The organism is Anaerotignum lactatifermentans (assembly GCF_016902535.1).
Classification (GTDB): Bacteria; Bacillota; Clostridia; order Lachnospirales; family Anaerotignaceae; genus Anaerotignum; species Anaerotignum lactatifermentans_A.
On sequence record NZ_JACSNY010000006.1, the window covers coordinates 147,602 to 173,379 of the forward strand.

The 25,778-nt window shown below is 48.4% G+C and carries 27 protein-coding genes; 8 read left to right on the forward strand and 19 right to left on the reverse strand.

Annotated features, from left to right (window positions below; translation table 11 throughout):
* Positions 1 to 247: 247 nt before the first annotated feature.
* The 7 genes from H9X84_RS06660 to rlmD form a co-directional block, all read right to left on the reverse strand.
* Entirely contained in the window at positions 248 to 1,969 is a 1,722-nt protein-coding gene (locus H9X84_RS06660; RefSeq protein WP_205133527.1) for a recombinase family protein, read from the reverse strand.
* 12 nt (positions 1,970 to 1,981) lie between these two features.
* Entirely contained in the window at positions 1,982 to 4,273 is a 2,292-nt protein-coding gene (locus H9X84_RS06665) for a hypothetical protein (protein WP_205133528.1), read from the reverse strand.
* Positions 4,266 to 4,427, reverse strand: a complete 162-nt coding sequence (locus H9X84_RS06670; protein ID WP_205133529.1) for a hypothetical protein — start codon at positions 4,425 to 4,427, stop codon at positions 4,266 to 4,268. The genes H9X84_RS06665 and H9X84_RS06670 overlap by 8 nt, the downstream gene beginning before the upstream one ends.
* 107 nt (positions 4,428 to 4,534) lie before the next feature.
* Entirely contained in the window at positions 4,535 to 5,941 is a 1,407-nt protein-coding gene (locus H9X84_RS06675; RefSeq protein WP_205133530.1) for a hypothetical protein, read from the reverse strand.
* Between the two features lie 221 nt (positions 5,942 to 6,162).
* Entirely contained in the window at positions 6,163 to 6,480 is a 318-nt protein-coding gene (locus H9X84_RS06680; protein ID WP_205133531.1) for a hypothetical protein, read from the reverse strand.
* A 60-nt stretch (positions 6,481 to 6,540) separates the two neighbouring features.
* Positions 6,541 to 8,499 (reverse strand): Rep family protein, encoded by a 1,959-nt coding sequence (locus tag H9X84_RS06685; protein WP_205133532.1) that lies wholly within the window; start codon positions 8,497 to 8,499, stop codon positions 6,541 to 6,543.
* Positions 8,500 to 9,188: 689 nt separating this feature from the next.
* Positions 9,189 to 10,826, reverse strand: a complete 1,638-nt coding sequence (gene rlmD / locus H9X84_RS06690) for a 23S rRNA (uracil(1939)-C(5))-methyltransferase RlmD (protein ID WP_205133533.1) — start codon at positions 10,824 to 10,826, stop codon at positions 9,189 to 9,191.
* A gap of 108 nt (positions 10,827 to 10,934) precedes the next feature.
* On the opposite strand from rlmD, the gene H9X84_RS06695 reads away from it, so the two are divergent.
* From H9X84_RS06695 to H9X84_RS06705, 3 genes are all read left to right on the forward strand, one after another.
* On the forward strand, positions 10,935 to 11,381 hold the full coding sequence (locus H9X84_RS06695; RefSeq protein ID WP_205133534.1) for a S1 RNA-binding domain-containing protein: 447 nt from the start codon (positions 10,935 to 10,937) through the stop codon (positions 11,379 to 11,381).
* 99 nt (positions 11,382 to 11,480) lie between these two features.
* Positions 11,481 to 11,786, forward strand: a complete 306-nt coding sequence (locus tag H9X84_RS06700; RefSeq protein ID WP_205133535.1) for a hypothetical protein — start codon at positions 11,481 to 11,483, stop codon at positions 11,784 to 11,786.
* 157 nt (positions 11,787 to 11,943) lie between these two features.
* Positions 11,944 to 12,423, forward strand: coding sequence for a GNAT family N-acetyltransferase (locus tag H9X84_RS06705; protein ID WP_205133536.1), 480 nt, complete (start codon positions 11,944 to 11,946; stop codon positions 12,421 to 12,423).
* Positions 12,424 to 12,471: 48 nt separating this feature from the next.
* On the opposite strand, the gene H9X84_RS06710 is transcribed toward H9X84_RS06705, so the two are convergent.
* Complete coding sequence (locus tag H9X84_RS06710) at positions 12,472 to 13,227, reverse strand: exodeoxyribonuclease III (RefSeq protein WP_205133537.1); 756 nt, start codon at positions 13,225 to 13,227, stop codon at positions 12,472 to 12,474.
* Positions 13,228 to 13,347: 120 nt separating this feature from the next.
* On the opposite strand from H9X84_RS06710, the gene H9X84_RS06715 reads away from it, so the two are divergent.
* Positions 13,348 to 13,683: an arsenate reductase family protein gene (locus H9X84_RS06715; protein WP_205133538.1), complete on the forward strand. Its 336-nt coding sequence runs from the start codon at positions 13,348 to 13,350 to the stop codon at positions 13,681 to 13,683.
* 19 nt (positions 13,684 to 13,702) lie between these two features.
* On the forward strand, positions 13,703 to 14,497 hold the full coding sequence (locus H9X84_RS06720; protein WP_205133539.1) for a carbon-nitrogen family hydrolase: 795 nt from the start codon (positions 13,703 to 13,705) through the stop codon (positions 14,495 to 14,497).
* Between the two features lie 62 nt (positions 14,498 to 14,559).
* On the opposite strand, the gene rnc is transcribed toward H9X84_RS06720, so the two are convergent.
* The 3 genes from rnc to plsX all read right to left on the reverse strand — a co-directional run bounded on the left by rnc (position 14,560) and on the right by plsX (position 16,570).
* Complete coding sequence (gene rnc / locus H9X84_RS06725; protein ID WP_205133540.1) at positions 14,560 to 15,255, reverse strand: ribonuclease III; 696 nt, start codon at positions 15,253 to 15,255, stop codon at positions 14,560 to 14,562.
* Position 15,256: 1 nt separating this feature from the next.
* Positions 15,257 to 15,487: an acyl carrier protein gene (locus H9X84_RS06730; RefSeq protein WP_330612294.1), complete on the reverse strand. Its 231-nt coding sequence runs from the start codon at positions 15,485 to 15,487 to the stop codon at positions 15,257 to 15,259.
* A gap of 90 nt (positions 15,488 to 15,577) precedes the next feature.
* The gene (plsX, locus tag H9X84_RS06735; protein WP_205133542.1) at positions 15,578 to 16,570 is read right to left on the reverse strand and encodes a phosphate acyltransferase PlsX; all 993 of its coding nucleotides are present in this window, start codon (positions 16,568 to 16,570) and stop codon (positions 15,578 to 15,580) included.
* Positions 16,571 to 16,763: 193 nt separating this feature from the next.
* On the opposite strand from plsX, the gene H9X84_RS06740 reads away from it, so the two are divergent.
* Complete coding sequence (locus H9X84_RS06740) at positions 16,764 to 17,525, forward strand: AIM24 family protein (RefSeq protein ID WP_205133543.1); 762 nt, start codon at positions 16,764 to 16,766, stop codon at positions 17,523 to 17,525.
* 182 nt (positions 17,526 to 17,707) lie between these two features.
* Here the strand turns inward: H9X84_RS06740 and rpmF are convergent, their stop codons facing one another.
* The 7 genes from rpmF to H9X84_RS06775 form a co-directional block, all read right to left on the reverse strand.
* Positions 17,708 to 17,887: a 50S ribosomal protein L32 gene (rpmF, locus tag H9X84_RS06745; protein ID WP_205133544.1), complete on the reverse strand. Its 180-nt coding sequence runs from the start codon at positions 17,885 to 17,887 to the stop codon at positions 17,708 to 17,710.
* Positions 17,888 to 17,889: 2 nt separating this feature from the next.
* A complete protein-coding gene (locus H9X84_RS06750; RefSeq protein WP_205133545.1) occupies positions 17,890 to 18,396 on the reverse strand; it encodes a YceD family protein in 507 nt (168 codons plus the stop codon).
* A 46-nt stretch (positions 18,397 to 18,442) separates the two neighbouring features.
* On the reverse strand, positions 18,443 to 19,639 hold the full coding sequence (locus H9X84_RS06755) for an acetate kinase (RefSeq protein WP_205133546.1): 1,197 nt from the start codon (positions 19,637 to 19,639) through the stop codon (positions 18,443 to 18,445).
* Positions 19,640 to 19,692: 53 nt separating this feature from the next.
* On the reverse strand, positions 19,693 to 20,694 hold the full coding sequence (pta, locus tag H9X84_RS06760; RefSeq protein WP_205133547.1) for a phosphate acetyltransferase: 1,002 nt from the start codon (positions 20,692 to 20,694) through the stop codon (positions 19,693 to 19,695).
* A 208-nt stretch (positions 20,695 to 20,902) separates the two neighbouring features.
* Positions 20,903 to 21,301, reverse strand: coding sequence for a zinc ribbon domain-containing protein (locus H9X84_RS06765; RefSeq protein WP_205133548.1), 399 nt, complete (start codon positions 21,299 to 21,301; stop codon positions 20,903 to 20,905).
* 19 nt (positions 21,302 to 21,320) lie between these two features.
* Positions 21,321 to 21,668 carry a zinc ribbon domain-containing protein gene (locus H9X84_RS06770; RefSeq protein WP_205133549.1) on the reverse strand — a complete coding sequence of 116 codons (348 nt, stop codon included), beginning with the start codon at positions 21,666 to 21,668 and terminating at the stop codon, positions 21,321 to 21,323.
* A 26-nt stretch (positions 21,669 to 21,694) separates the two neighbouring features.
* Complete coding sequence (locus tag H9X84_RS06775; RefSeq protein ID WP_205133550.1) at positions 21,695 to 22,741, reverse strand: Hpt domain-containing protein; 1,047 nt, start codon at positions 22,739 to 22,741, stop codon at positions 21,695 to 21,697.
* 138 nt (positions 22,742 to 22,879) lie between these two features.
* On the opposite strand from H9X84_RS06775, the gene H9X84_RS06780 reads away from it, so the two are divergent.
* Together H9X84_RS06780 and H9X84_RS06785 are read left to right on the forward strand one after the other, a co-directional pair.
* Complete coding sequence (locus H9X84_RS06780) at positions 22,880 to 24,106, forward strand: nucleotidyltransferase (RefSeq protein WP_205133551.1); 1,227 nt, start codon at positions 22,880 to 22,882, stop codon at positions 24,104 to 24,106.
* A 69-nt stretch (positions 24,107 to 24,175) separates the two neighbouring features.
* Positions 24,176 to 25,270, forward strand: a complete 1,095-nt coding sequence (locus H9X84_RS06785) for a nucleoside recognition domain-containing protein (protein WP_205133552.1) — start codon at positions 24,176 to 24,178, stop codon at positions 25,268 to 25,270.
* Between the two features lie 2 nt (positions 25,271 to 25,272).
* On the opposite strand, the gene H9X84_RS06790 is transcribed toward H9X84_RS06785, so the two are convergent.
* On the reverse strand, positions 25,273 to 25,776 hold the full coding sequence (locus H9X84_RS06790; RefSeq protein ID WP_205133553.1) for an ATPase: 504 nt from the start codon (positions 25,774 to 25,776) through the stop codon (positions 25,273 to 25,275).
* Positions 25,777 to 25,778 lie beyond the last annotated feature (2 nt).

Genomic DNA, 25,778 nt, shown 5'->3' on the forward strand with positions numbered 1-25,778 from the left:
TATCTTTACATATCTGAATACTCTTGTCTATATAAATAGAGACAGCAAGCCTTCTCGCTGTCTTTTTCAAATTTCTCTATGTCATCTGTCCAAAGGGCATTTTTCAGGTGCAAAAAACGGGCGTTTTTTCCATTCAAAAACCCCCGTTTTTTTGTCCTAAAACCACAACTGGTCAGTATTTTTGCTTCGCAAAAACGGCTTCGCCGCCGGATTTCTTTCCGGTACGCATTGTGGTTTCACCCTCATTTTACGCCTGTCCACCACAACGTGTCATCAGTACCACCGATTCATCATTACTTGCGTTAGGTAGGGAATTACCGTCATTGTCGATAATCACGTCTTGCGACGATACACCGTCAAATTCCAGCGGAACTTTGAAGCGAACACTCTTGATCCAGAGACCGTTTGGCTGCCGCTCAGGGTAAATCTGCACGCTGTCAAGCAATGCGTGCATGATTTCCTGTTCGTCGCGTTCGGGCATGATGTCCATCATGTCCACGATGATCCGCATGGTGGCATACACTTCCTCAGCCGTAGCGGCCTTGCTGCCTGCGTTCTGAATGGCGATACTCACCTGATTGATCTTGCTGTCCAATTCGGAAATACGTTTCATTCGCTGGCGCAGCAGCCCTTGCAGGTCATCGTACATTTCGTCGTACAGCTCGTCATCGGCGTCAAGCTCCATAATCTTCGATAGCAGCTTGGACTTCTGGCGTTCTTCCTTTTTCTTTGTGGCAGCGAGAGTATCAACTTCCGCCTGTAAAGCGTCCAAATTGGCGTCGGTTCCGATAGATTTCATAATATCCTGCGTGAAATCCATATTTCGCAGCGCTTCCTGTACTACGCGGCGCACCTGCTCATTCACATCGTCCTGCCGGATATGCTTTGTGTATGTGCAGCGCTGGCCGCTCACGGTTTTAGTATTTTTGCAAATGTAGTACCACATGTCCGAATAAAATTCGCCGGAACCGTCTTTTTTCTTCTTCCGGTTCACTACACCATACATCGGCGCACCGCAGACAGGGCATTTGACGAGACCAGAAAGGATATGAGCATGTTCCGGGCTGTATCTTTTTTCCCGCTTGTAGGCGTTCAAACCCCGTTTTACTTGCGCGGCCTGCCAAAGATCGTCCGGGATAATAGCTTCATGTTTGCCGTCAAATATTTCATATTCAGCCTGTTTGACGGTATGGTACTCATTTCGTGTGCCTTCGATTTTCTCACTTTTCCGGCGTCCGTAGGCGATTTTTCCGGCATAGACTGGATTGTCCAATACCCCCCTCACGAAGGTGGTTGAAATCCGGCTGTATATCCCATTTTGACGAGCCTGCTTACTATACCCGTTCTCATTCAACCATTTGGCAACGCCGTTTATGCCCATATCAGACTGCACATATTTTTCAAAAATCAACCGAACAAGGGCGGCTTCGGATTCTTCAATGATAAGCACACCATCTTCGATCCGATAGCCATATGGAGCCTGACCGCCGTTCCATTTGCCTTCACGGGCCTTCTGCCAACGTCCGGCCATTGTCTGTGCCTGGATGTTTTCACGCTCCAGCTCGGCGACACCGGCCAGAACAGGAAAGAGGATTTTTCCGGCAGCACTGGCGGAATCAATCCCATCTTCCACACAGATGAGATTGACACCAAAATCCTGCATGATCTGCAAGTTGTTCAGCACATCGGCAGCATTCCGGCCAAACCGGGACAGCTTGAACACCAGCACATAATTGACGCGATCCGCATTGTCGGCCTGTATCCTGCGCATCATTTCTTGAAACTGCGGCCTACCGGTGGTATTCTTGCCGGACCGGCCCTCGTCCGAAAATGTGGCAACCACCTGCATACTGCGGTGAGCAGCCTCCTTTTTCAGACGATCTTGCTGTGCATCCAGACTGTATCCGTCTACCTGCATCTGTGTGGAAACGCGGGTATAGAGATAGCAACGTTTCTTTGCTTGATTCATATCTCGTCCCCCTTACTTCAGGAACTCATACTCAAACAAAGTCGGCACTATAGCAGTATTATAATAATCTTTCACTAGTGTTTTGAGCGTTTGCAATGCAGAATGTACCTCAAGGTTATTCCATACAGTGTTCCCATCTTCATCTTTGTAAGATGTATCAATCTCTGCGAAGATCTGATACACACCGTACGTCAGAGCAGGGTTATACTCTTTCGTCTGCTTTGCAGCAGTCAATAAGGTCTCCCACTGGTCAATGATACGCTGCTCTGCGTCTCCATGAATCAAGCGTTTCAAATCATTGGAAGCCACCGTTTCACCATTTGTTGTGTCCATACACAGTTCATTGCGATAAAAGCGGCCATCACTTCCGGTGAACGTGCGCATATGATTCTGCATCTCAACGCAAGTAAACAGCAGGCATTTGAGAAGCCATTGATCTAATTTACCCGATGCAACATCTGCATTAAATCGATCTGCTCCATCACCGGATTTCATGATACGGGCACGCTCTGTCCATTCACGGTTATATGTGATATAACGAGATGCACAAAACATAGGTAACTTACTCAAATAGTTATCTTTATGTAAATAGAATCCATTCCCGTTATACCTACCAGCCACCAACAGTGACGAATGTGTATCAGGATTGTCAAAGCCTGTGCCATCTGCCACCATATAACCCAGAAGGTCATTGGCATAACGCGGTATAATTCTCTTCTTTACATTATCAGGTGCTTCTAGGCCGTTCAAAGATACCAAAATTCCATCATCGGTTTCTGCTGTAGCAGAGCGGTTATCATAGTATTCTTTACTATAAAGCGTAAACACTTGTTTCACCGGTAACATACCAACAGAAATCAATTCGCCAGTCTCTTTACTAATATCAAACCCTTCGAGAGCGAATGAATCTTCATCTCCATATTCGTTCGACCATAACGCAACCATAATGCAGGCATCAATCGTAGTATGGAACCATTTCCTATTAAAGGCAAAACCGCAAATGAATTTGCGATCAACAAGATGTTGCGCTTTCCAATATTTTACTGGTGAATATACCACAAAACTATCTGTAGGTTGACGTAAGTAATACTTAAATCCAGACCAAATAAAAGCATTTCCCAATTCGTTACTGGCAGCACCTTTTACTTGTTTTTTCATCTCCTGTACGATATAGGTTTGTTTCCATAAAGTGGATTTTTTGCTTTGCTGTTTTTTATGCCACTCAATGCTCGTTGTTTCTGCATACGGTGGATTTTCAAACAAAATAATCGTACATTTCGGGTTGTCAAGGTACTGTTTGATAATTGGATTTTCGATATATTCTTTACTCAGAGCATCTGCACCCTTGACCAACCCCGCCTGGAATGTATCTGCCGCTTCCACAGGCGGAATGATATGACGAACTTTAGAGCCGAGAACTTCCTGCATAACTTTGTATTCATAATACTCAACAGTGGAAAGAATACAATGAGACAACTCCTCATCCGTCAACCCTTTCTCAAGATTACCTGTACCCGCACAACGGTCAATAATAACATAGTCGTTTCCAGCAGGAACGCGCTCAATTGCCATTCTGAGTAGTTCATGAGACTTCTGGGCATAAGCCTCCGGCGTATAGAACGCTCCCAGATTCTTTTTCTGAAGAGTATCGTTCAGTTTATCCATCAGATATTGGAATTTTACGTTTGAAACGCCTGTATATGGATAAATATATTTAGCAAATATGGAAGGTTTTCGAATTTCTCCGATTGTCTTATGCTTGCCAGTATCATCTCCAATGAAGTCTTCCTTGCGAGCAGTCGGCATAGCCTTATAAAAAGCTGTTGCCCAGCCGACAATACAGTTTTCATCAATGTGGATACGTGTAAAATCTTTTTCTTTCAAACACTTAATCAAATTCGCTGCTGCAAGCTGGTTAGTACCATACATGTATTTTTCATGGTAAGGCTGACCAATAAATCCAGCATTTGATTTTGAAGCTCCACCAACATAAACTTTTTCAATATCTGCCAGATAATCATCAGACTTATAAAGATATGCCTGTTCTCCATTTAGATCGATGATTACAATATTAGCCGGAACCGGTTTACCCTTAATTCTTAGTGCCGATAGATATTTTACACACTGAAACAGAACTGCATTTAAGTCACTTACACGCAGTTTGAACTCCAAAAGATTACCATTCAGTACCCCGTCGTTATCATCAGAAAGAATGTCTTCCAAACTCAAACTAGGATCAATCAAGGGAAGGAATGTCTGATAAAATTCAATTTGCCCTTCTCGTTCAGTGTTATAGTTAGCCATTTTTTTCTGCTCCTTCCTGTATCTGATACTCTTTCAGCCATTCACGCAGAAGGGCAGAAACAGTCATATCTTTATCCAATGCAATCTGCTTGAGCGCCTTGCGCTCTTCTTTCGTCATTGTAATTGTCAGGTTCACCATGTTTCGTTCTGCCATTTTGATTTTCCTCTCAACACGCAATTTGTGTTATTGTGTATTTGTGTAATAGTGTACCACAAAATAGGTGATAAAGCAATCCGGCACCTCCAAAAAGGTGCCGGATATCATTGCTTTTCTTGTTGCTCTACTCCTTGGTGCAACCGATCATATTCATCTGTCAGATCGGACGCACGACGAAGGAATGCGTCGTCACGTTCTCGCTTCTGCTGAATAGACGCCTGATAGACATCTTCCAGTGTGCGGCCGTCTTTCAGAGTATGAGCTTCCATAAAGCGTTTTCTACTGGCGTCTGTGTCTGTGGATGATTGCAGCTTATCTCTTAACTGCTCTAATTCATCCAAAACCGATTTCTGGGCTTCCAGCGCATCTTCTTTCTTTTGAAATTCGGCGGCAGCTGCTTCCTGTACTTTCGTTTGAGCCTCTGTTGTTGTGCGTTCCACAAACGTATCCAGAGCAGATTTGAACATTTTAATTCCTTCGGTGTATGTGGGGAATGCGACAAGTTCACCGCCGTTAAGACGCTGATATAGATCATAAATGGCATTCATCAAACGACGTTGTCCTTTATCCCTGCCATCCTGTTTTTTCTGTGTATCTTCCTGCTGCTGGGCGATGGTTTCCTGCTCTTTGCGTGTGGTTTCTTGCTGCTGTGCGGTCAAATCCAACTGTTGCTGACGTGCAGCGGCATCAGCTTCTGTCTGCGCTTTCAGTGCATCGGCCTGCTTAACAAGCTCGGCGGCATCCTCAGCCATCTCACGAGCTTTCTTGCCCAGGTGTTTATTAACAGAAAGACCAGATTGCCGACGTTTTGCGTTTCGTTCGCTGGCGTATTCTTTGTCGGTCTTGGCTCGTTCAAAGTCTGTGCGGTCAAGGTCATCCATATCCCATCCGCGCTCACGCATCAGGGCAGGGAAACGTTCATTGATTTTAATCAGGAGCTTTGCATCTATAAGATTTCCGCAATAGCGTCCGTCTGCATCTTTCGATACTCCGAGGTCATGCAAATGACGGTCAATCACCCCCGAATTTTCATCAGGAGGAATGCCTTCGTCAAAGTGTTCGGCAGACATTCGAATGTTATCACGGCGGAACAAGCGCGGTTCAATTTCAGCCATGCACTCCCGACAGTCTGCGTAAAATTTTTGATAATCTTCGTCTGTCCATGCTGCACAAACTTCGGCGGGCGGATTATAGATCACCGCCCAGCCGATCACAGCATTATGCGGCAAACCTTTTTCACGCACGACTGGCTTTTTATCTTTAGTTTTTCCATTCACTTTGACACGATACTTAGAGGCTTCCTGTTCCATAGCAGCGGCGAATTGTGAGCCGCTGCGGTATCCGTCATAATGGTTTTTACTCGACCGGCTCTTATCCAGCGTATCCGATTTCGATGCTCGCTCGTATCCGGCTTCCATCGCAATCTTCCGAATGTTCGCACGATGTTTCTGCCCTTGCTTCGGTTCACCTCTCACCAAGCCCATCACTTGCGGCGCACATTTCCAACCCATATCGCTTCACCTCCTGCCGCGGGGGTCGTTTACAAACCCAGTATGAATGTCCTCAGGGTTTGTAAACAAACCCATCGTCCTCCTGCCGTCAGCTCCCTCTTTGGAAACTACGTTTCCAGCCGGGCGGCAAACCTTCCTTTACCTGCAACATACCACAAAATGTTCAGAACGCAAGCCCCTAAATTATAAACCCCGTTGGGTTCTTCCCAACGGGGGTTAGGTCAAATCTGCTGTGCATAGCCCGCAGATTGATTCACGGGCTGCTGTTCTGTTAAAGCAGTTGCAGGTTGTGCGGCTGCTCGCTTTTCAGCCATCTTCTCCGAGATGTAATCATAATAGCTTCGAATGCCATCCCGAAAATACATCTCCTTTGCCATCTGAACAAATTCGAGCGCAAACTGTATATCACGCTGGTGCTGTTCTTCGGCGGCTTGCTGATCTTCCAGTTTCTTCATCTTGCGTGCTTCTTTCTGGACTGCGGCAAGTTTTGCACGTAGAGTATCTGCTTGTTTTTTCAAGTCGGCGCTTGATTTGGCCATTTGAATCACCTCACTTCTGATTTCAGTTTACCGTAAATTATGCAGAACGCAAGTAGTCAATTATAACTGTCCGGCCCACACCATCTCGATTGTATCCCGAATAATCTGCTCTGTGTAGGTTGCTACCAGTTCGCCGTCTACATATCTGTTAATCGCGTCGCGGATCGTCGGCCATTGCAAGTTTTGCAAAAATTCATATTCTTCTTGCGGACGAACTTTAGCTGCGGGATACATTTTAGTGTATTCCGCCCAGCCACCGGCGGGGGAATCCCAGAACCAACGGCCGAATGATACCAGCGTATTGAAGCGCCGCTCCTCGTATTCGGCACACTCGCGCTGGAAACGCTCTTCGACTGATTCTGCCACTGGCATTAGTTCCGGCGGAATCTGATCGGGATCGGAAATTTTATCATCGTGTTTAGCTTCGATCATTTTGGCCGCTGTCTGTACTGGCGCACCAAATTGAGCCAGAGCTTTTTGCTTCGCTGCCCCATCCAGCCGCTGCATGACGGCTTGCATACTCCCGCGCACATGAGAATAAATGCTCATAGTTTTGATAGAACTCAAATCGTTATTGACGAACCCTTGGTTAATGAGAACATCAAAATCATTTTCGCGGACACACAGAATCATGGGGAATCTGCGCCATGCCTGATTTTCATCTTCGGCCTCATGGTGGGTGCCAAACTTATCTGTGTATGTCCCCGCCAGTCCAGCGATAAACTCTTCATAGGGCTGAACACCGTTGATAATATTCAAGGCGTTGTTCAGAATTACCCGACTATGTTTTGCCTGTTCCGCAATCTTTCGGGGGTGTGGATCGAGCAGTCTATAAGCGCCGTTCGAACCAAATTGATGGATGAAATCTGTCACGCGCATATCATCCCAGATAATAGCAGGCTGGCCATCATAGCCATCAAATGTTACACGCTCATCGTTGCCGATGCAGAAATAGGGATCATCAACCGATTGAAACATCGCCTGTGCAATGTATTCACAAAAAGCTGATTTGCCGATACCTCCAGGACCATCCACATAAATGTTGAGCCTGAAAGGGCAGGGTGGGGCATCCATCAGATAGTCAAGTCGAAGCGGAGGCAATGTAGACCGGATCTTTGCAAATGTAAGCGGGTCATCCTCGCGGCACTGTTTCATCGTCCAGCCATCCAGCATGACGTGCATCCGCATGGTATCCGCTGGCGTCATTTCTCCTGACCGCTTGCCGAATTTGGCTCTATGTGCCTGCAAATCGGTCAGCTCTTTGCGGAAATCAAAACCCGGTGAAGTATGAACCTCATCGTCACCGTAGTGTGTCTTGTGTTGTTCGACTGCACGAGGGCTTTCATGCACGAGGTATTCGGAACCATCGAGAAAAGCCCCGCGTCCGCGCAGGATCGTCACCTGCTGTGGTGGTACTTTGAACCAGCGGGCAATAGTTGAAATAGGCACTTTGCCGGGGACTTCAATCACAATGTGCGCGTGTTTGAACTTTCGGTCGCCTGCTTTGATTCGCCCGGTTCGGTCAGCGATTTCATCCTCTTCGGTGTAAATATCACGATCATGCCAAATCCAACACCAACGCTTGATGCTCTTGTGGTCAAGACCGGCTTCAATCTGAGGCGTATCAATCCAAGGGGCCACGCCGGGTTTCAGCGTTTGCCTGTCATCTTCCCATTCGGCAGCGAAAGGGTCGAGCAGAAACTGCGTCACCATGAAAAATTTATATCTGGATTCAGTCCCTTCACCATCTTCTTCCTGGCGGCGTCCAGCCTGTTCTTCGGCTTTCCGCCACCACCAGAACACAGGATAAATATCCGGGTGATTTGCCCGCATATCATTCATGCAGGCAATAAATGACGCATCATCCAGATCATCCAGCTTGCCAAAAGCATCCAAATTTGCCTGTGCCAGCGCTAACGTAGCCTGGGGATCGTATCCCGGAGCGGCTTCCATTTCCTTTACGGCCTGCAATCCGAGCTTGCGTTCACCCTTGACACTGTTTTTCGTTTTGTATGCCATATGCCCACCTCGATTCACACTGCTTCTTCTTGCATTGTAACGTAGAAACGGTGTGAAGTCAATACGTTCACACCGTTTCTGTTGCATATGCTATTGCTAAAACGGTGTGAATTTGCTTGTAGGAAGCGTTTTTTCACACCGTTTACACCGTTGCGTTCTGGGCCATCCCACACAAGCCCACTGTGGGATGGCCCCCTATTTTCAAGGGTTCTCGGCACTTGACGAAAAATTTTACACCGTTTACACCCTTTACACTCCATAGTCTAAAAGGGTGTAAAAAGAAACGCTGGTGCAAAAACAGTGTGTTTGGACGGAATGGGGACGGGCTGCCGCCCGCCCGAATACAGGCAGAAGTAAAAGACGAACCGCAGCTACATAGTGCAGTTGCGGCTCGTCTTAGAATATAGCGAAATGTGCGCCTGTCGTTTACGCTGTGCAATTTTTCTTCGTTTCTCGTGTATCTGTGCCTTTAGGCGCCTTATTTGCAATCTGAGCAAAATTTGACCGCCACACTTGACTGAACCTGTCGGCGGCACTGCCCATAAACGGCCGACGGTGAGGAACTCAGGAGCAATCCTTCAAAGAACCTCACCGTCGTATTCACCAGTATAGCACCGCCGCCAGAACCCGCCAAGTGCAAGCCGCTTTGCGGTGGCTGGCTCTGCCTCCGGCTCAGAATCTAAGAGCAATCAGATCATTTTGAAATGCTTCAGTGCTGCCTCAATCGCCGCTTCCTTTTCCGGCGGGCATTGCGGCTGTTTGGCATCCTCTGATTTGGGCTTGTTGTAACACTCCCGCTCGATGATACCATGCTTTTGTTTGACCTGGGCGATATAGAGGTGGCTGACTTTCAAGCCGGTATGCTCCAGCACATACGCCTTGATCTGCTCATAGGTCGCACCGCCGGGCAGATCAATTTCTTTTGAAGGCTCATAGTCCAAGTAGACATGTTCGCGGCTTTTCTCTAATTCCCTACCTAAGAGAACAACCGTCTCCACATGCACTGTTCTTGGGAACATATCCATCAATCTGGCCCGTTTCACCGCATACCCCGCTTCCTGGAACGCCTGCAAGTCCCTTGCCAGAGAGGTAGGCTTACAGGATACATATACGATTTCCGGCGCGCCAAAGTCAATGATCTTTCCAATGGCTTTGGGATGAATGCCTTCTCTGGGCGGATCCACAATAATTACATCGGGCTTTTCTGTCAGCTCGTCCACCATTTTCAGTACGTCCCCTGCCAGGAAAGTACAATTCGTCAGGCCGTTTCTGGCAGCGTTTTCATTGGCCGCCGCAACGGCTTCCTCCACCAGTTCAATACCCATGACTTTTTTAGAACCGGCTTTTGCCATGATCTGTCCGATGGTACCGGTGCCACAGTATAGATCGAACACCGTTTTATTTTCCACATCACCGGCAAACTCCCGAACGATGCTGTATAGTTTTTCCGCACCCTCCGTATTGGTCTGGAAGAAGGAATAGGCAGAAACCTTGAACTCCAGATCAAAAAGTTTTTCCATGAAGAAATCTCTGCCGTAAAGCACAGTCATTTCATCACTGCGCACCACGTCTGCCACACCATCGTTAACGGAATGAAGGATGCCGCAGATTTTGCCCTGCAAAGGCAATGCCAGAATCATCTCTTTAAATTCTTCCAGGGAAAAAGGCACCTCAGACGTCGTCACCAGATGCACCAGAATTTCCCCTGTGGCCTTTCCCTTTCTTACAACCAGATGACGCAGAGAACCATCATGACGCATCCGATGGTAAAAGGCAACCTTTCTTTCCTGGAAAAACGCCAGCGCTCCCTGCACGATAGCCACAAAATCAGCGTCCACAATATTGCAGTCCTTTAGAGACACTACCTCATAATGGCTCATTTTCTTCCGCATCCCCAGCGCAAGAGGGCCATCCTTTTCCTCATCCCCAAAGGAAAACTCACATTTATTCCGATATCCTTCCTCCAGAGGAGAGGGAGTAATGCCCTCCCACTGCTCCACAGAAATATCGGCTTCCTCCAGCAAGCGTTTTACCTGTCTTTCCTTCATTTCCAACTCTGCCGCCCGCTCCATGGTCTGGTAGGTGCAGCCGCCGCAGATGGCGTAATGGGAACACATCCCTTCCCCTCTTTCCAGGCAGGAATGTTTCTCTACGGAAAGCAGGCGGGCTTCTATCGCGCCGCTGCGTTTTTTCATCACCTGTGCCTGCACTACCTGCCCGGGCACAGCGTTTTTCACAATCACCTTTTCCCCTTCTACATGACCGTAGGCCTTATTGGGAAAACGTACATCCTCTATGGTTACAGAAATGATCTCTTTTTTCTTCATAGGTTCCTCCAAAACACCAGTAATTTTATTTGTAATCCCTTTCATTCTATGGTATACTGTTTCCGTGTAATTTTCAAACTAAAAATCTAAACAGGAGTGTAAAACAGCATGTCTGAAAAACTTGAAATCGGCAGTATTGTAGAAGGCAAAGTCCTTCGGATCAAACCCTTTGGCGCTATTGTTTCCATCGGCGATCAGCAGGGTCTCGTGCATATCTCCCAGGTGGCAAATTCCTTCGTACAGGATATCAACGATCATCTGAAAGTGGGAGATATGGTCAAAGTAAAGGTTCTTTCCATTGACGAGGAAAACCACAAAATTTCCCTGTCCATCAAAGAAGCTCTGCCCAAGCCGGAGCGTCCCGCCAGAGGTGACAAACCCTTCCGACAGCACAAGCAGGCTCAGGAGCCCAAAACCAATCCTGCCGAGGAATATTTCAAGCCCCAGACCGTAAATCCCAATGCGGATTTCGAGGAAAAAATGCGGGAATGGATGAAACAGTCCAACGAACGACAGACCAGTCTGAACAAACGGGCCAATAAGCGCTCCTACTAAACGATTGGATGCCGGTTTCTTTGAAAAAAAGCATATGACGGCATTGTACCACAGGAATACCAAACCCGCAACAAAAACAGGCGAAAGGACGGAATCAAAATGACACTTGTAGGACCTTTATTTGTCATTGGCATTTATCTCTTTGCCAGAGGCGTATTTGCTCTTTTCGGGCAGCCCATTTTTTATACAAAACGCTCTTTGGAGCCTGTAGACCCGGAGCTTCTTCCTGCCTACCTGAAGGAAGAAGGTATCTGGAACATGGTCTCCGGTTTTCTTTTTACCGTAAAAGCCATTCTGGAAAAAGTTTTCCCCGGCAATACGGTCATCTGGGTGATTTTTGTTCTGCTTTTGCTTGTCTGCGTTTTTTTCCTTGCCAAGTGCAACGAAAAATATATCAGAAAATAAATTTCAAGGAGAGCTGCCTTTAGGGGCATCTTCATCAGAAAACAAACATTGCCGGAATCCCTGTAATAAAGAGGATTCCGGCAATTCAATTTTGATCGGAGTTATTTTCTTATGAAGACAGCCATCGCAGCTCCCCTGTTTTTTTCGGGAGGAAACCATGATAGAAATTAAACAAATCACAAACCGTGAAGATCCTGTGCTTTCTCTTGTGATCCAATGGCTTTGGGACTGGTGGGGGAAGGAGGAAGGCTACACAACGACTCAGGTTGATGCCTATGTGCGTCATGCGGCCTGTACCGACCGTGTCCCTCAGCTTTTCTGCGTTTACGAAAACAATCAGCCCATTGGCACCTTCCAGCTGGCGATGGCCGATCTGGATACCCGGCCCGACCTGTATCCCTGGCTGCGGGACGTTTATTTGCTGCCGGAATATCGGGGAAAAGGCATCCTGAAAGAGATCATGGCTGTCGTCCGCCGGCAGATGGCGGCACTGGATTTAAAAGAACTGTATCTTTTTACCGTCCATCAGGGGCTCTACGAAAAGTACGGCTGGGAACTGGCAGAAATCCTGCCTACCGACCTTCTCCCTGCTCCCGCTGACGGTCCTCAGCGGCTGTATCGTCTCAGAAAAATATAAAAAACAGACCGAAACACTTTCACAGAAAAGGCACCGGTCTGTTTTGCGTTACAATTCGATATCCAGTTCCACAGGACAATGGTCGGAGCCGGTGATCTCTGTATGGATCTTGGCATCCTTCATCTTCTCTCCCAGCCGTTTGGAAACCACATAGTAGTCGATCCGCCATCCGGCGTTGTTCTTTCTGGCGTTAAAGCGATAGCTCCACCAGGAATACACCCCGGTGGCATCAGGATAAAAATACCGGAAGCTGTCCAAAAATCCCGCGTCCAGAAGTTCCGTGAATTTTCCCCGTTCCTCGTCGGTAAATCCGGCGCTTCTGCGGTTGGTAGAGGGGTTTTTCAGGTCGATTTCCTGATGGGCCACATTCAGGTCACCGCAGACGATCACAGGCTTTTTCTCATCCAGCTGTTTCAGATACTCCCGAAAGGCGTCGTCCCACTCCATGCGGTAATCCAGTCTAGCGTTTTCCTGCTGGGAGTTGGGAGTATACACCGTCACATGATAAAAATCCGGGAATTCCAGCGTGATGACACGTCCTTCCTTATCATGCTCCTCTATGCCCAATCCATAGGAAATGGAAACGGGTTCCGCCTTTGTAAATACGGCCACACCGGAATATCCCTTTTTCTCGGCATAATTCCAGTACTGGTGATAGCCTTCCGTCTCCAGCTGGATCTGGCCCTCCTGCAGCTTTGTCTCCTGCAAAGAGAAAATATCCGCGTCCGCTTCCTTGAAATATTCCATAAAACCCTTGCCTACCGCCGCCCGAAGGCCGTTTACGTTCCAAGAGATCATTTTCATCTGTCATACATCCTTTCTTTCCTTATTTGTCACAGTATATCACAGCCTGTCCTCTTTGTCTTGTGTCTTTTGCCATAATCGGTTAAAATAATAGGCAGAAAACGATAAAGGAGTCTCTCTATGAACATACAGATTTACGGCGCGAAAAAGTGCTTTGATACAAAAAAAGCGGAACGATATTTCAAGGAGCGGAATATCTCCTATCAGTATATTGATCTGCACCGCTACGGCCTGAGCAAGGCTGTATTTGAAAAGGCAAAGGCTGCCTTGGGCGTGGAGGAAATGATTGACCGGAAAGCCAAAGCCTATGAAAGCCTGTATATGGACTATATCGATGAGAACAAACGGGAAGGCACATTGTTCGAAAATCCCGCGCTTTTCCGTACCCCTATTGTCCGGAACGGAAACTCCTTTACTCTGGGCTACTGCCCGGAGGTCTGGAAAGAATGGAAGTAACAAAGGAGGATAATACCCTATGAAGATCGCATTGGCGCAGTTAAATATGAAATTTGAGGATAAGCCCTATGCCATGGAGCGCTGCCGGGAAATGACGGCCAAAGCCGCCGCCCAGGGTGCCGATGTCATTGTTTTTCCGGAAATGACATTGACGGGCTTCACTATGTCTCCGCAGGTCTACGGTGAAGAAAAAGAAAACAGCCCCTCTCTGGCCTTCTTTCAGGAGGAAGCCAGAAAACACCATATGGCTATTGTCTGCGGCATTATTTTTGTGGCGGGCGGTATCGCCACCAACCATAGCCTGATCCTCAGCGAAACAGGAGAAGTGCTGGCGGATTATGCCAAAATCCATCCTTTTTCCTACGGTGCGGAAGCAAAGCACTACGCCGGCGGCACAGAACTGGCCTCCTGTATCATGCGGGGCGTCCCCACTTCGCCTTTCGTCTGCTATGATCTGCGGTTCCCTGAAATTTTTCAGGCAGCTTCTAAAAAAAGCACCCTTCTGACGGTCATTGCCAACTGGCCCATTGCCCGTATCAGCCATTGGCAGACACTGCTCCAGGCCCGGGCTTTGGAAAACCAAAGCTTCATTGTAGGCGTGAACCGCAGCGGCAAGGACAAAACACTGACCTATACGGGAGACAGTATGCTGATTTCTCCGGAAGGCGAGATTCTGGCACATCTGACTGGCGAGGACGCATTACAGGTAGTGGAAATCGACCCCGCGCAGGCAGAAGCCTATCGGAAGAAATTCCCTCTGAAAGCGGACAGAAAAGAAGACCTCTACTGCCGTTTCTTTCAGGAAATGAAATGATACGAAACAAAAAAACAGATGATTTCACGGAAGGATTTTCCTCCCCCAAAATCATCTGTTTTTTAATGTCCCATCTGTTCCAGCGCCGCGTTGGCCGCGTTCTGTTCCGCTTCCTTTTTGCTCTTGCCGCTGCCTCTGCCCAATACCTTGCCTTCGTGGGTCACCTCTGCCACAAAAACCTTATTGTGGTCGGGACCTTGCTCATCCACGATCTGATAATGAAGGGGCACCTTGCTCAGTTTCTGGATCTTTTCCTGCAAATGGGTCTTGCAGTCCAGATTATGGAAGTTTTTCTTTGTCTGGCTGATCTGATCCTCCATAAAACGCATTACATATTTCGACGCCGCTTCTACGCCGCCGTCAATGCATACCGCGCCAATGATGGCCTCAAAGGCATCCGCCAGTATGGAATCCCGGTTTCTTCCGCCAGTGCTTTCCTCGCCCTTGCCCAAAAACAGGTTCCGGCCTACGCCCAGTTTCCGGGAAAGCTCCGCCAAAGAGCCTTCGCAGACCACGGCTGCCCGCAGCTTCGTCAGCTCGCCTTCCGGCATCTGAGGAAAGGTGCGGTACATATACTCGCTGACTACCATATCCAGCACAGCGTCTCCCAGAAATTCCAGACGCTCGTTGTTCTCATGACTGCCTTTTTTGGTCTCGTTGGCATAGGAACTATGGGTCAGCGCCAGCAGAATCAGGTTCTTATCCGTAAAACGATAGCCCAGCTTTTTTTCAAATTCTTCTAAATTCAAGTAATTCATTTCAGTTCTCCAATGCTTTCTCGATATACGCTACAATATCTCCCACAGAGGCCAGTTTTTCCGCCTCGTCATTATCAAATTCCAGATCATACGTTTCTTCCAGTGCGGCAATAATCTGGAACAGATCCAAAGAGTCCGCATGCAGATCCGCAAAGGTCATATCCAAAGCAATGGCGTCCTCAGAGATCCCCAGCTGCTCCGCAATAATTTTTATCACAGTTGCTTCTTCCATCATCAAGACTCCTTTCTATTTTTCTCTTCCTAACTATACTGCATTTTCTGTTGTTTGTCATCAGAAAATGAGAAAGCCCTTAAAAAAAAATTACAGCTTATCCTGGATCTTCCCCACAATATCCGCTTCCGTAAAGAGGACGCACTGGCGAATGGCATTTTTAAAGGCTTTTGCGTTGGAACTGCCATGGGCCTTTACCACCAGCGCTTTCAGACCGATAAAGGGCGCGCCGCCCACCTCGTCAGCGTCAAAGCTTTTCTTCACTTTTTTAAAGGGTTTTAACAGCATAGCTGCCGGAATTTTATAAGCGCCTTTGGTGATTTCTTCTTTGATGATGCCCACCAGCGCTTTGCTGAGTCCTTCGGCAAACTTCAAAATGGTATTGCCCACAAAACCGTCACAGACCACAACATCCGCCTCTCCAAAGGGAATATTTCTGGGCTCGATGTTGCCGGTAAAATTCAAGTCGGACGTTTCCAGCAGTTCATAGGCCTCTTTGGTCAGGGTATCCCCCTTTTCCTTTTCCGCGCCGATATTCACCAGCGCCACAGAAGGATTCTTTTTGCCGAATACATTTTCCACATATACCGCGCCCATTTTAGCAAACTGCTCCAGATATTTGGGCTTGCAGTCCACATTAGCGCCGCTGTCTACCAGGAAAGTAAAGTCTCTGCCCGTTGGCAGACAGGTCCCCAGCACGGGGCGTTCTACCCCGGGGATACGGCCTACGATCAGTAGCGCCCCTGTCAGCAGCGCGCCTGTACTGCCGGCGGAAACGAAGGCATCCGCCTCTCCTTTTTTCACCAGCTGCATCCCCACAACCATGGAGGAATCCTTTTTCCGGCGGATGGCCATGGTGGGCACCTCATCCGTAGAGATTACCTCTGTGGCGGGAACAACTTCTATTTTTCCCTCCGGATAGCTGTATTTCGCCAATTCCTTTTTTACGGCTTCTTCCAAGCCAACCAGTTTTATTTTGACGTTGCCCAGTTCTTTCACGGCGTCTACGGCGCCTTTTACTGTTTCCACAGGGGCCAGATCGCCGCCCATGGCGTCTAAGGCAACAATGATCTCTTTTTCCATCTGTCTGTCACCAAAGTCCTTTCTCTTCTTTCATTATGATTGATCCGTAATTTTAAGTATATACAATTCCAGAGAAAATTACAATCCCATGACGCCAACTATCCTTTCGGAAAAGGATTGCCTTTGCCGTGGGAATATGATACATTGAACACAAAACATCATTTATGACATTTTTTGTAAGGAGGGGTAAATTATGTATCAGATCAGAAATCTGCTGGAAAACGATGATATTCAGGTTCTGGAGCAGCTGGGGCCCTTTACTGTCTACGAATACAAGCGGGATCTCAGCGTCAACGCTATGACGGCACAGGCCGCTTATTTTGCTCAGGCCATGAATGTACGCCGCCGCCAAATCCTCTGTGATCTGAAAAAAGGCAATGTCACCGTACAGGCGGGCGCCATGCAGTGGACCGTGGGCAACGTAAACGCCACCACAGGTATCAAAGGCGTAGGCGATCTGTTCGGAAAAGCCATCCGCGGCAAGGTAACTGGTGAGTCCGCCATCAAGCCGGAATATACCGGTGACGGTACTCTGGTGCTGGAGCCTACCTATAAATACATCCTGCTGGAGGATCTGGCCAACTGGAACGGTTCCATGGTTCTGGAGGACGGACTCTTCCTGGCCTGCGAATCCACGCTGAAGCATAAGGCTATCATGCGCTCCAATCTGTCCTCGGCCGTTGCGGGCAACGAAGGTCTCTTTAACCTGGGTCTGAGCGGAAACGGCGTAGTCTGCCTGGAGTGCCCCTGCCCCAGAGAGGAACTGGTGGAAATTTTCCTGGAAAATGACGTATTAAAGGTAGACGGAAATATGGCCATTGCCTGGAGCAGTTCTCTGGAGTTTACCGTAGAACGCTCGGGGAAAACACTGATCGGCTCCGCCGCATCCGGCGAGGGTCTTGTCAATGTATACCGCGGTACCGGAAAAGTGCTTCTGGCGCCGGTTCTTGGCTAAGAATCCCCAGGGCATCCTTTGATTCCCCGAAGGAATGACTCTTCGTAAAACAGACATCCTGATGAAATGATTATGGCTGGAAGACTTTGTGCCGCAAAGATTCCAGCCATATTTTTTTGAAAGAGAACAGATTTTTCCCACGCAAAAAGGCAGCATTTCTGCTGCCTTTGATAGCGACCAAATTAGTCAACTTTGATGATTGTTTTTTTGTTGTAAGCACCGCAAGCTTTGCATACCTGATGAGGCATCATCAGTTCACCGCATTTGCTGCATTTTACCAGGTTGGGTGTTGCGATCTGCCAACTCTGTGCTTTTCTTTTATCTCTTTTGGATTTTGATACTCGACCCTTAGGTACAGCCATTTCTACACCTCCTCATCAACATTGAAAAGAGCCCTCAAACTTTCAAACCTCGGATCTATTTCTGTGGTGTCGCATCCGCAGTCACCTTCGTTCAGATCCTTGCCGCAGACAGGACAGAGTCCCTTACAGTCTTCCCTGCAGATGACCTTCATGGGAAGGACCTCCAGGATGCCTCTTTTGACATAGTCCGCAAGATCGATCTGATCTCCCGAAAAAGTTTCTGTCTCTTCGTTATCTCTGCCTGTATGGGAAAAACGCTCCTCAATATTGAAGTAAACCTCTAACGTGACCGGCGCAAGGCAACGGTCACACAAACGGCTGACCTTTGTTTCGCCCTTTGCCTCCAAAACGAAGATCTCCTCCTCGTTTTTGAGAGTTCCTTCTATTTTTACAGGCTCCATAAAACCCACAACATCGGGATAAGACGACAGATCCTCGATCTGCTCAACCATACGCACCTCCATGGACGCGCCATTTTTTCCGTATAATTGAGACATTTCTAAAATCATATCATCACCCCATAGTCGTACCTAAAACATTATACAGAAAGGATTCTTATTTGTCAAGCAATTCCTTTGTATCTCTTGCGATAACCAGTTCTTCGTTGGTAGGGATTACCAGAACACGAACTCTGGAATCGGGAGCGGAGATTTCAACCGCTTTGCCTCTGAGAGAATTGTTGTAAGAATCAATATGAACACCCAGGAAGCCCAGATAATCGCAGATCAGTCTTCTTGTGGAAGCGGAGTTTTCGCCCAGACCTGCTGTAAATACGATTGCGTCTACGCCGTTCATTGCTGCTGCGTAAGCGCCGATTCTCTTTGCTACTTTGTAAGCGAATACATCCAGTGCCATACCTGCTCTTACGTTGCCGTGTTCGCTTGCTTCCTCAATATCACGGAAGTCGCTGGATACACCGGAGATACCCAGAACGCCGGAGTGTTTGTTCAGGATGTCATCCATCTGCTGAGGTGTCAGGTTTTCTTTTTCCATCAGGAATGTAATCACAGCTGCGTCAACGTCGCCGGCTCTGGTACCCATTACCAGACCTTCCAAAGGTGTGAAGCCCATGGTGGTATCAATGGATTTGCCGTTTCTTACTGCGCAGACGGAACCGCCGTTGCCCAGATGGCAAGTGATGGTCTTTGTTTCTTCGTAAGGTCTGCCCAGCATTTTTGCTGCTTCTTCGGATACGAATCTGTGGCTTGTGCCGTGGAAACCGTATCTTCTGATTTTGTATTTTTCATAGTATTCATAAGGAATTGCATACAGATATGCTCTTTCGGGCATGGTCTGGTGGAATGCAGTGTCGAATACAGCTACCTGAGGCACACCGGGCATGATCTTTTCGCAGGCATGGATACCGATCAGGTTTGCGGGGTTGTGCAGAGGTGCCAGTTCGCAGCATTTTTCGATGGCTTCGATAACTTCAGGTGTGATGATTACGGAGTTTGCGAAATATTCGCCGCCGTGTACTACACGATGACCAACTGCGTTGATTTCTTTCATGGATTTTACTACGCCATGGTCAGCATCTGTCAGTGCGTCCAGAACCATTTTTACAGCTACGCTGTGGTCTTCCATGTAATCGTTGAAGATTACGTCATCCTTGCCGGTGGGCTGATGTTTCAGTCTGGAGCCTTCGATACCGATTCTTTCGCACAGACCTTTTGCCAGTACGCCTTCTGTTTCCATGTCGATCAGCTGATACTTCAGGGAAGAGCTGCCGCAGTTCAATACAAGAATTTTCATGTTGTTCTCTCCTTATTTTAATGTTTAATAAAGTAACCTTTTTCGTTTGTGTCTTATTTCGCCATTACCTGTGCCTGTACGGATGTCAGAGCCACAACTGCAACGATATCGTTTGCGGAGCAGCCTCTGGACAGGTCGTTTACAGGTTTTGCGATCCCCTGCAGGATAGGGCCGAAAGCTTCTGCCTGACCGAATCTCTGTACCAGCTTGTAGCCGATGTTGCCTGCGTCGATGTCAGGGAATACCAGTACGTTTGCTTTACCAGCAACTGTGCTGTTAGGTGCTTTCAGTTCGCCGACTTCTTTAACGATAGCGGCATCCAGCTGGATTTCGCCGTCCAGTTTTACGTTAGGGAATTTTTCCTTCGCGATCTTCACAGCGTCCACTACTTTTGTAACGTCTGCGTGTTTCGCGGAGCCCATGGTGGAGTGGCTCAGCATAGCAACTCTGGGTTCCTTGCCGATGAATGCTTCGTAGGATTTTGCGGAATCCCCTGCGATGCAAGCCAGTTCCTGAGGATTAGGATTCTGGTTCAATGCGCAGTCAGCAAACAGCAGGATACCGTCATCACCGTACTGAGGTGTGTTTGTTACCATGATGAAGAAAGAGGATACCAGTTCTGTGCCGGGTGCTGTTTTCAGGATCTGCAGCGCGGGACGCAGTGTGTCAGCTGTGGAGTGGATCGCGCCGGAAACCATACCGTCAGCGATGTCCATTTTTACCAGCATAACGCCCATGAACAGAGGATCGTCCAGCAGCAGCTTTCTTGCTTCTTCCAGAGTCATGCCTTTGCTCTTTCTTGCTTCCGCCAGAGCCGCAACCACTTCATCCATTTTTTCATAGTTTTCAGGATCTACGAAAATTGCTTTGGATACATCAAAGCTGCCGGCAGCCTCCATGATCTTTTCTTTGTTGCCGATCAGAACGATGTCTGCCAGCTCATCCTTCAAACATTCCGCAGCAGCTTCCAGATTTCTTTTTTCATAAGATTCAGGCAATACGATTACCTTTTTGTCAGCTTTTGCTTTTGCTTTCATTTCAGTTAAAAAATCCACGGTAAAGACCTCCATTTTAAAATATTGATTTTTCGGGTTACATTTGCCGGAAGGACCTGCCCTCCGCACCACAGGAAATGGCTTTCCCTAAAAATATATACTGTTTCCAAATCCGCCGAAAAACAGCGGACAGCATATCTATTATAATAAAAAATCCAGGCGTCTACAAGTAAAATCCATGAAAAAATAGGGAAAAGTCCCTCTTTTCTCACAGTTTTTTCCCGCAGGAACGGCAGAATACATAATCCGCCTCCACCCTTGCGCCGCAATAGGGGCAAAAGCCGCCTTTTTCTTCCGGCCGGGCTTTGCTTTCCTTCCGGAAAGATGATTCTTCCTTCCCGCCGAAGCGTTCCTCCAGAGGGTCCGGCTCCTCGCCTTCCTCCGTAATATCATACAGGGAATATCTGTTTTCCCCCGCGGCGTTCCGAAAGGAGAATATGGCATTGGCGGCGGCAATCACCACAAATACCAGACCAAACAGCACAAAAGGCACCGGAGCGCCCATCTGCGCCGCCGCGGCCATCCAAATAATGCCGAAAATCACGGCGCCCACAGCGCCGATACCGCCCATAAAGGACGGGCCTCTGCCCGGTTTGATGCTTCTCATAAGCATACTCCTCTCCGTCTCATCTCATCTGTTCAGTTTCTTCGGCGTACATATCCTTGCCGCAGACAACACAGATTTTGTCTGTTTCCCGCACATTGGCGCCGCAGTAGGGACAGAAGCGGAAATATTCCTCCTTCTGTTTCTGGCGGCTGCCTTTATTCCGAAAACGCAGTTTCCATCCATAACCGATTCCCAGCAGAAGAACCGCCATGGCCAGCAGCGTACCGCCCTGATAAAACAACCGTGTCATCTGCACAGACAAATGCAGTCCGCTGATGAGGGCCGCCGTCAAAAGCCGTATCAAAGCAGCCGCTATCAAAAAGACGTAGACCGGTATTTGCTTTTTTTCCCCGTTTTTCCAATCCATAGGCTCCTCCTGTCCACATAATTCCTCTATGCCGCCAGAGGGAATTCCATAAAGAATGTCGTCCCCATATATTCCTTGCTTTCAATGCGGATCGTACCGCCTAAAGAAGATACTGCCGCGTTGACCACATCCAGTCCCACGCCCCTGCCGGAAAACAGGGTGGCGCTGCTTTTGGTCGTCAGACCGGAACGGAGCAGAAAAGCGTAAATTTCGCTGTCCTCGTAGTCCTCTTCCGGTTTTTTCAGCCAGCCTTTCGCCTTAGCCGCCTGCAATATTTTCTTTCTATCCAACCCTCTGCCGTCATCCCGGAAGGAGACGAACACGCTTTGGGCTGTTTTCTGTATTTCCAGAGAAATTTCCCCCACCGGCGTTTTGCCCATGGTTTCTCTGTCCTCTGTTTTTTCCAGACCGTGATCCATGCTGTTTTTCATCATCTGCATCACCGCCATGGAAATTTTATCGTAGATGTCTCTGGGCACTTCCGTTTCCGCCCCGGAGACCTTCACGCAGAAATCCTTTTCCAGCGCCCGCCCCATGACCGTCGCCAGACGCTCCATCTGGGCCACCAGCGCCGAAAAATCCGTATAGGGGATCATCTGCTTTCCTTTTCTGGTATAGGCGATCTGATAGCTGGGGCCTTCCGGCTCATTATCGCTGTCCACATGAGCCAGAAAATTCTTGATACGACGCACCACCGCCCAGCCGAAGTCCGTCACCTCATCATCCGTTTCCATTCGCCGCAGTTCCCGCTTCATATAGCCGGAAACCATCCGCAGCAGCTGCAATATGCTCAACAGATCTTTTTCCGCCGGATTTTCCTCTTCCCGCAAATAGGAAAATAAATCCTCGGCACTGTGGGCTGTTTCGGAAATGGCCGGGTAGCCCATCATGGACGCCGAGCCTTTGATGCTGTGCATCGTGCGAAACAGACTTTCTACTTCTTCTTTACTGATTGTGATGTTTTCTGCCCCTGATTTACTTTCTATAAAACGGTCTAACCTATCTATATTTTTCCATGACTCTTCTAAAAAGAGTTCCTGCAGAAAATCCGGATTTTCTACAAATTTCTCCATGGTATCATCCTCTTATATGCTGATTCTGTTTTAAGTATATCCTGATTCCCTTATTTTTTCCAGAGAAAAATTTCATAATTGTTACGAAATATGTTATACTGCTTTTAGAAATATTTTGTGAAAGGATGGCGACAAAACATGAAAACAGTCGGGATCATCGCGGAATACAACCCCTTCCATAAGGGACATCAATATATGCTGGAAAAAGCCAAGGCCCACGCGGAGGCACAGCGGGCTGTCATCGTCATGAGCGGGAGCTTCGTGCAGCGGGGAGACACCGCTTTTTTTGATAAATGGACCAGATCAAAAGCAGCCCTGTTAAACGGCGCGGATATGGTGCTGGAACTGCCAGTGCTTTTCGCGGCGGCCAACGCGGAGGTCTTTGCCGCCGGAGGCATCAAGGTTATGGAGGACGCCAATATGATTGACGCCATCTGCTTTGGCTCCGAAAGCGGCGATCTTGCCTCCATGCAGGAAGCGGCAAAGCTGATGATGAATGAAACGGAGGAGTTCCAGAACCTGCTGAAAGCCCATCTGGACGAAGGAATGTCCTATCCCGCTGCAAGAGCAAAGGCTTTGGAGACCGTCTCCCATATCAACAGCGAGATCATTTCCCAGCCCAACCATATTTTAGGGCTGGAATACCTAAAAGCATTGGAACGCCGCGGCAGTTCTATTACGCCCTACACCATCCGCCGGAAGGGCGGCGCTTACAACAGTCCGTCTCTGGAGGGGGAATTCGCTTCGGCGGCGGCCATCCGCAAAGCCATTCTGGAGGAAAACGCCACGGACGCTCTGCTCCAGGTACCGGAAAACACCGTAGACCTCTGGACCAAGGAAATCTCTCTGGGAACGGCCCCGGCCTCTCTGGAGAACCTGACGGACGCCCTCCACTACAAACTGCGGACCACCTCGGCAGAGGAACTCCATGAAATATTCGAGGTGACAGAAGGACTGGAAAACCGTATTCTTTCCGCCATAGATGACCACTATGCCATGGAGGATCTGCTGCAGTATATCAAGACAAAACGGTATACCCGCACCAAGATCCAGCGGATTCTGGTACATATCCTGCTGGACATCAAAACAAAGGAAGTGGAATATTTTCTGGAGCGGAAGCATCTGCCCTATCTGCGGGTGCTGGGCTTTCAGAAGGACCACGCCGATATTCTTGGCGAGCTGACAGAACAGGCAAAATGCCCCGTACTGACCAATCTGAAAAAAGCGACAGAAATTCTGGACGAGGACGGACTGCATCTGCTGGCTCTGGAAAAGCTGGCTACCGATTTGCAGGCATTGGCGTCCCCTAATCCCCTGTACCGCGCCCCCAATCGTGACTTTACTACGCCCATGGCCATTCTTTGACCCGGGGTTTTACACATGAAATCAAAAAACAGGCATAAGCTGTATCAAAAACCATAAGGAAGGTTCTCTATGAAATCCACCTGCTTTTGGACAGCCGTTGCCTGTTTTTTTCTGTTTTCCCTGCTGCGTTTTCCCGCGGAGCTTCTGGCCGCCTCTGCCCACAGCCTGTCCCTCTGGCTGACGGCTGTCTTTCCTTCTCTCTTTCCCTTTCTGGCAGTCACCGGCATTCTCTGGCGTCTGGGAGCAGCCGAGGCTCTGGGCCGACTTTTGCAGCCCGTTATGAGACCTTTATTCCGACTTTCCGGCATCTGCGCCTTTCCTTTGTTTCTGGGGCTGGTCTCCGGCTATCCCATGGGCGCCAAGCTGACGGCACAGCTCTATGAAAACCATCAGCTTTCTTTATCCGAAGCGAAAAAACTGCTGGCCTTCTGCAATCATCCCGGTCCTCTTTTTCTCGTTGGTACCGTTGGCGCAGAATTTTTCCATAGCACCGTCTGGGGCTATGCCTTTCTGTTTTCTGTCGTTGCCGGGGCCTTTGCCGCCGGACTGCTGTTTCGGCCTCTGCCCGCCCAGGCCCTTCCGCCTTCTGCCGGAAAAAGGACACAAAAAAAAGAAGGGATTTCCTTCCTGCTTTCTGTTTCCGTTCGGGACGCCCTGACGACGACAGCCCAAATCGGGGGATATATGGTATTTTTCGGCGCCTTTTGCGCTGCTCTGGAACAAAACGGATTTTTTTCTCTTCTGGGGCGGCTGTTTTCCTTTCTGCCTGTTTCCCGGGAAATGATTTCCGCTTTGGGAACGGGACTTCTGGAAATGACCAACGGCGCGGCGGCACTGAGCCAATGCACGGACAGCCCAAAGCTTCTGCTGACGGGGGCTCTGTTCCTGACGGCCTTTGGCGGCGCCTCTATCCTGGGCCAGACCATGGATCTGCTTGCTCCTGTTCCCATTTCTTCCCTGCGCTGTCTGTTCTATCAAGCCCTCAACGGCGTTCTGGCCTGTGCCGTCTTCCTTTTGACCTATGATTTCTGGGAAAAACAGGCACAAAAAGCAGTCCCCGTATTTTCCAGCCATACGGAAACTGCCTTTTCCCCTTGGGTACATATGCTTCTGTTATTTTTGCTCCTGCTGGGCCTGCTTTCCTTCCGAAAAAGCCGCAAGTAATCTTATTTGCCCATGCGCAGTTCCTGGATATTTTCCGCCAGTACGTTCAATGTCTGGGCAAAATAATCGTCTGTTTTGATGCTTTCGCTGTAAACAACCGCTTTCAGTTCTTTCAGCTTGCCTTCGGCGTCGCCCAGAATGCCTTCGGCGTATTCCATAGCGCCCAGACGCATTTCCTTAGAAGTCTTTTTGGCGGAATCAATGATGGCCGCCGCCTGTTCATAGGCCTTCTTTGTCACTTCATTTTCGTCGATCATGCGTACCATGCGGTCTTCCGCGTTTTTCACGATCTCATCGGCTTCCTTCTGGGCGTCGATGAGAATTTTGTTCCGTTCCTCAATGACCCACTTGGACTGTTTCAGTTCATTGGGGAGCTTCATACGGATCTCGCTGATGATATCATAGATCTCTTCCTTGTCCACAGACACTTTATTGCTAAAAGGCACAGCCCGGCTGCTGTCTAAAATTTCTTCCAGTTCATCCAGTAATTGTAATACAGAATCCATAT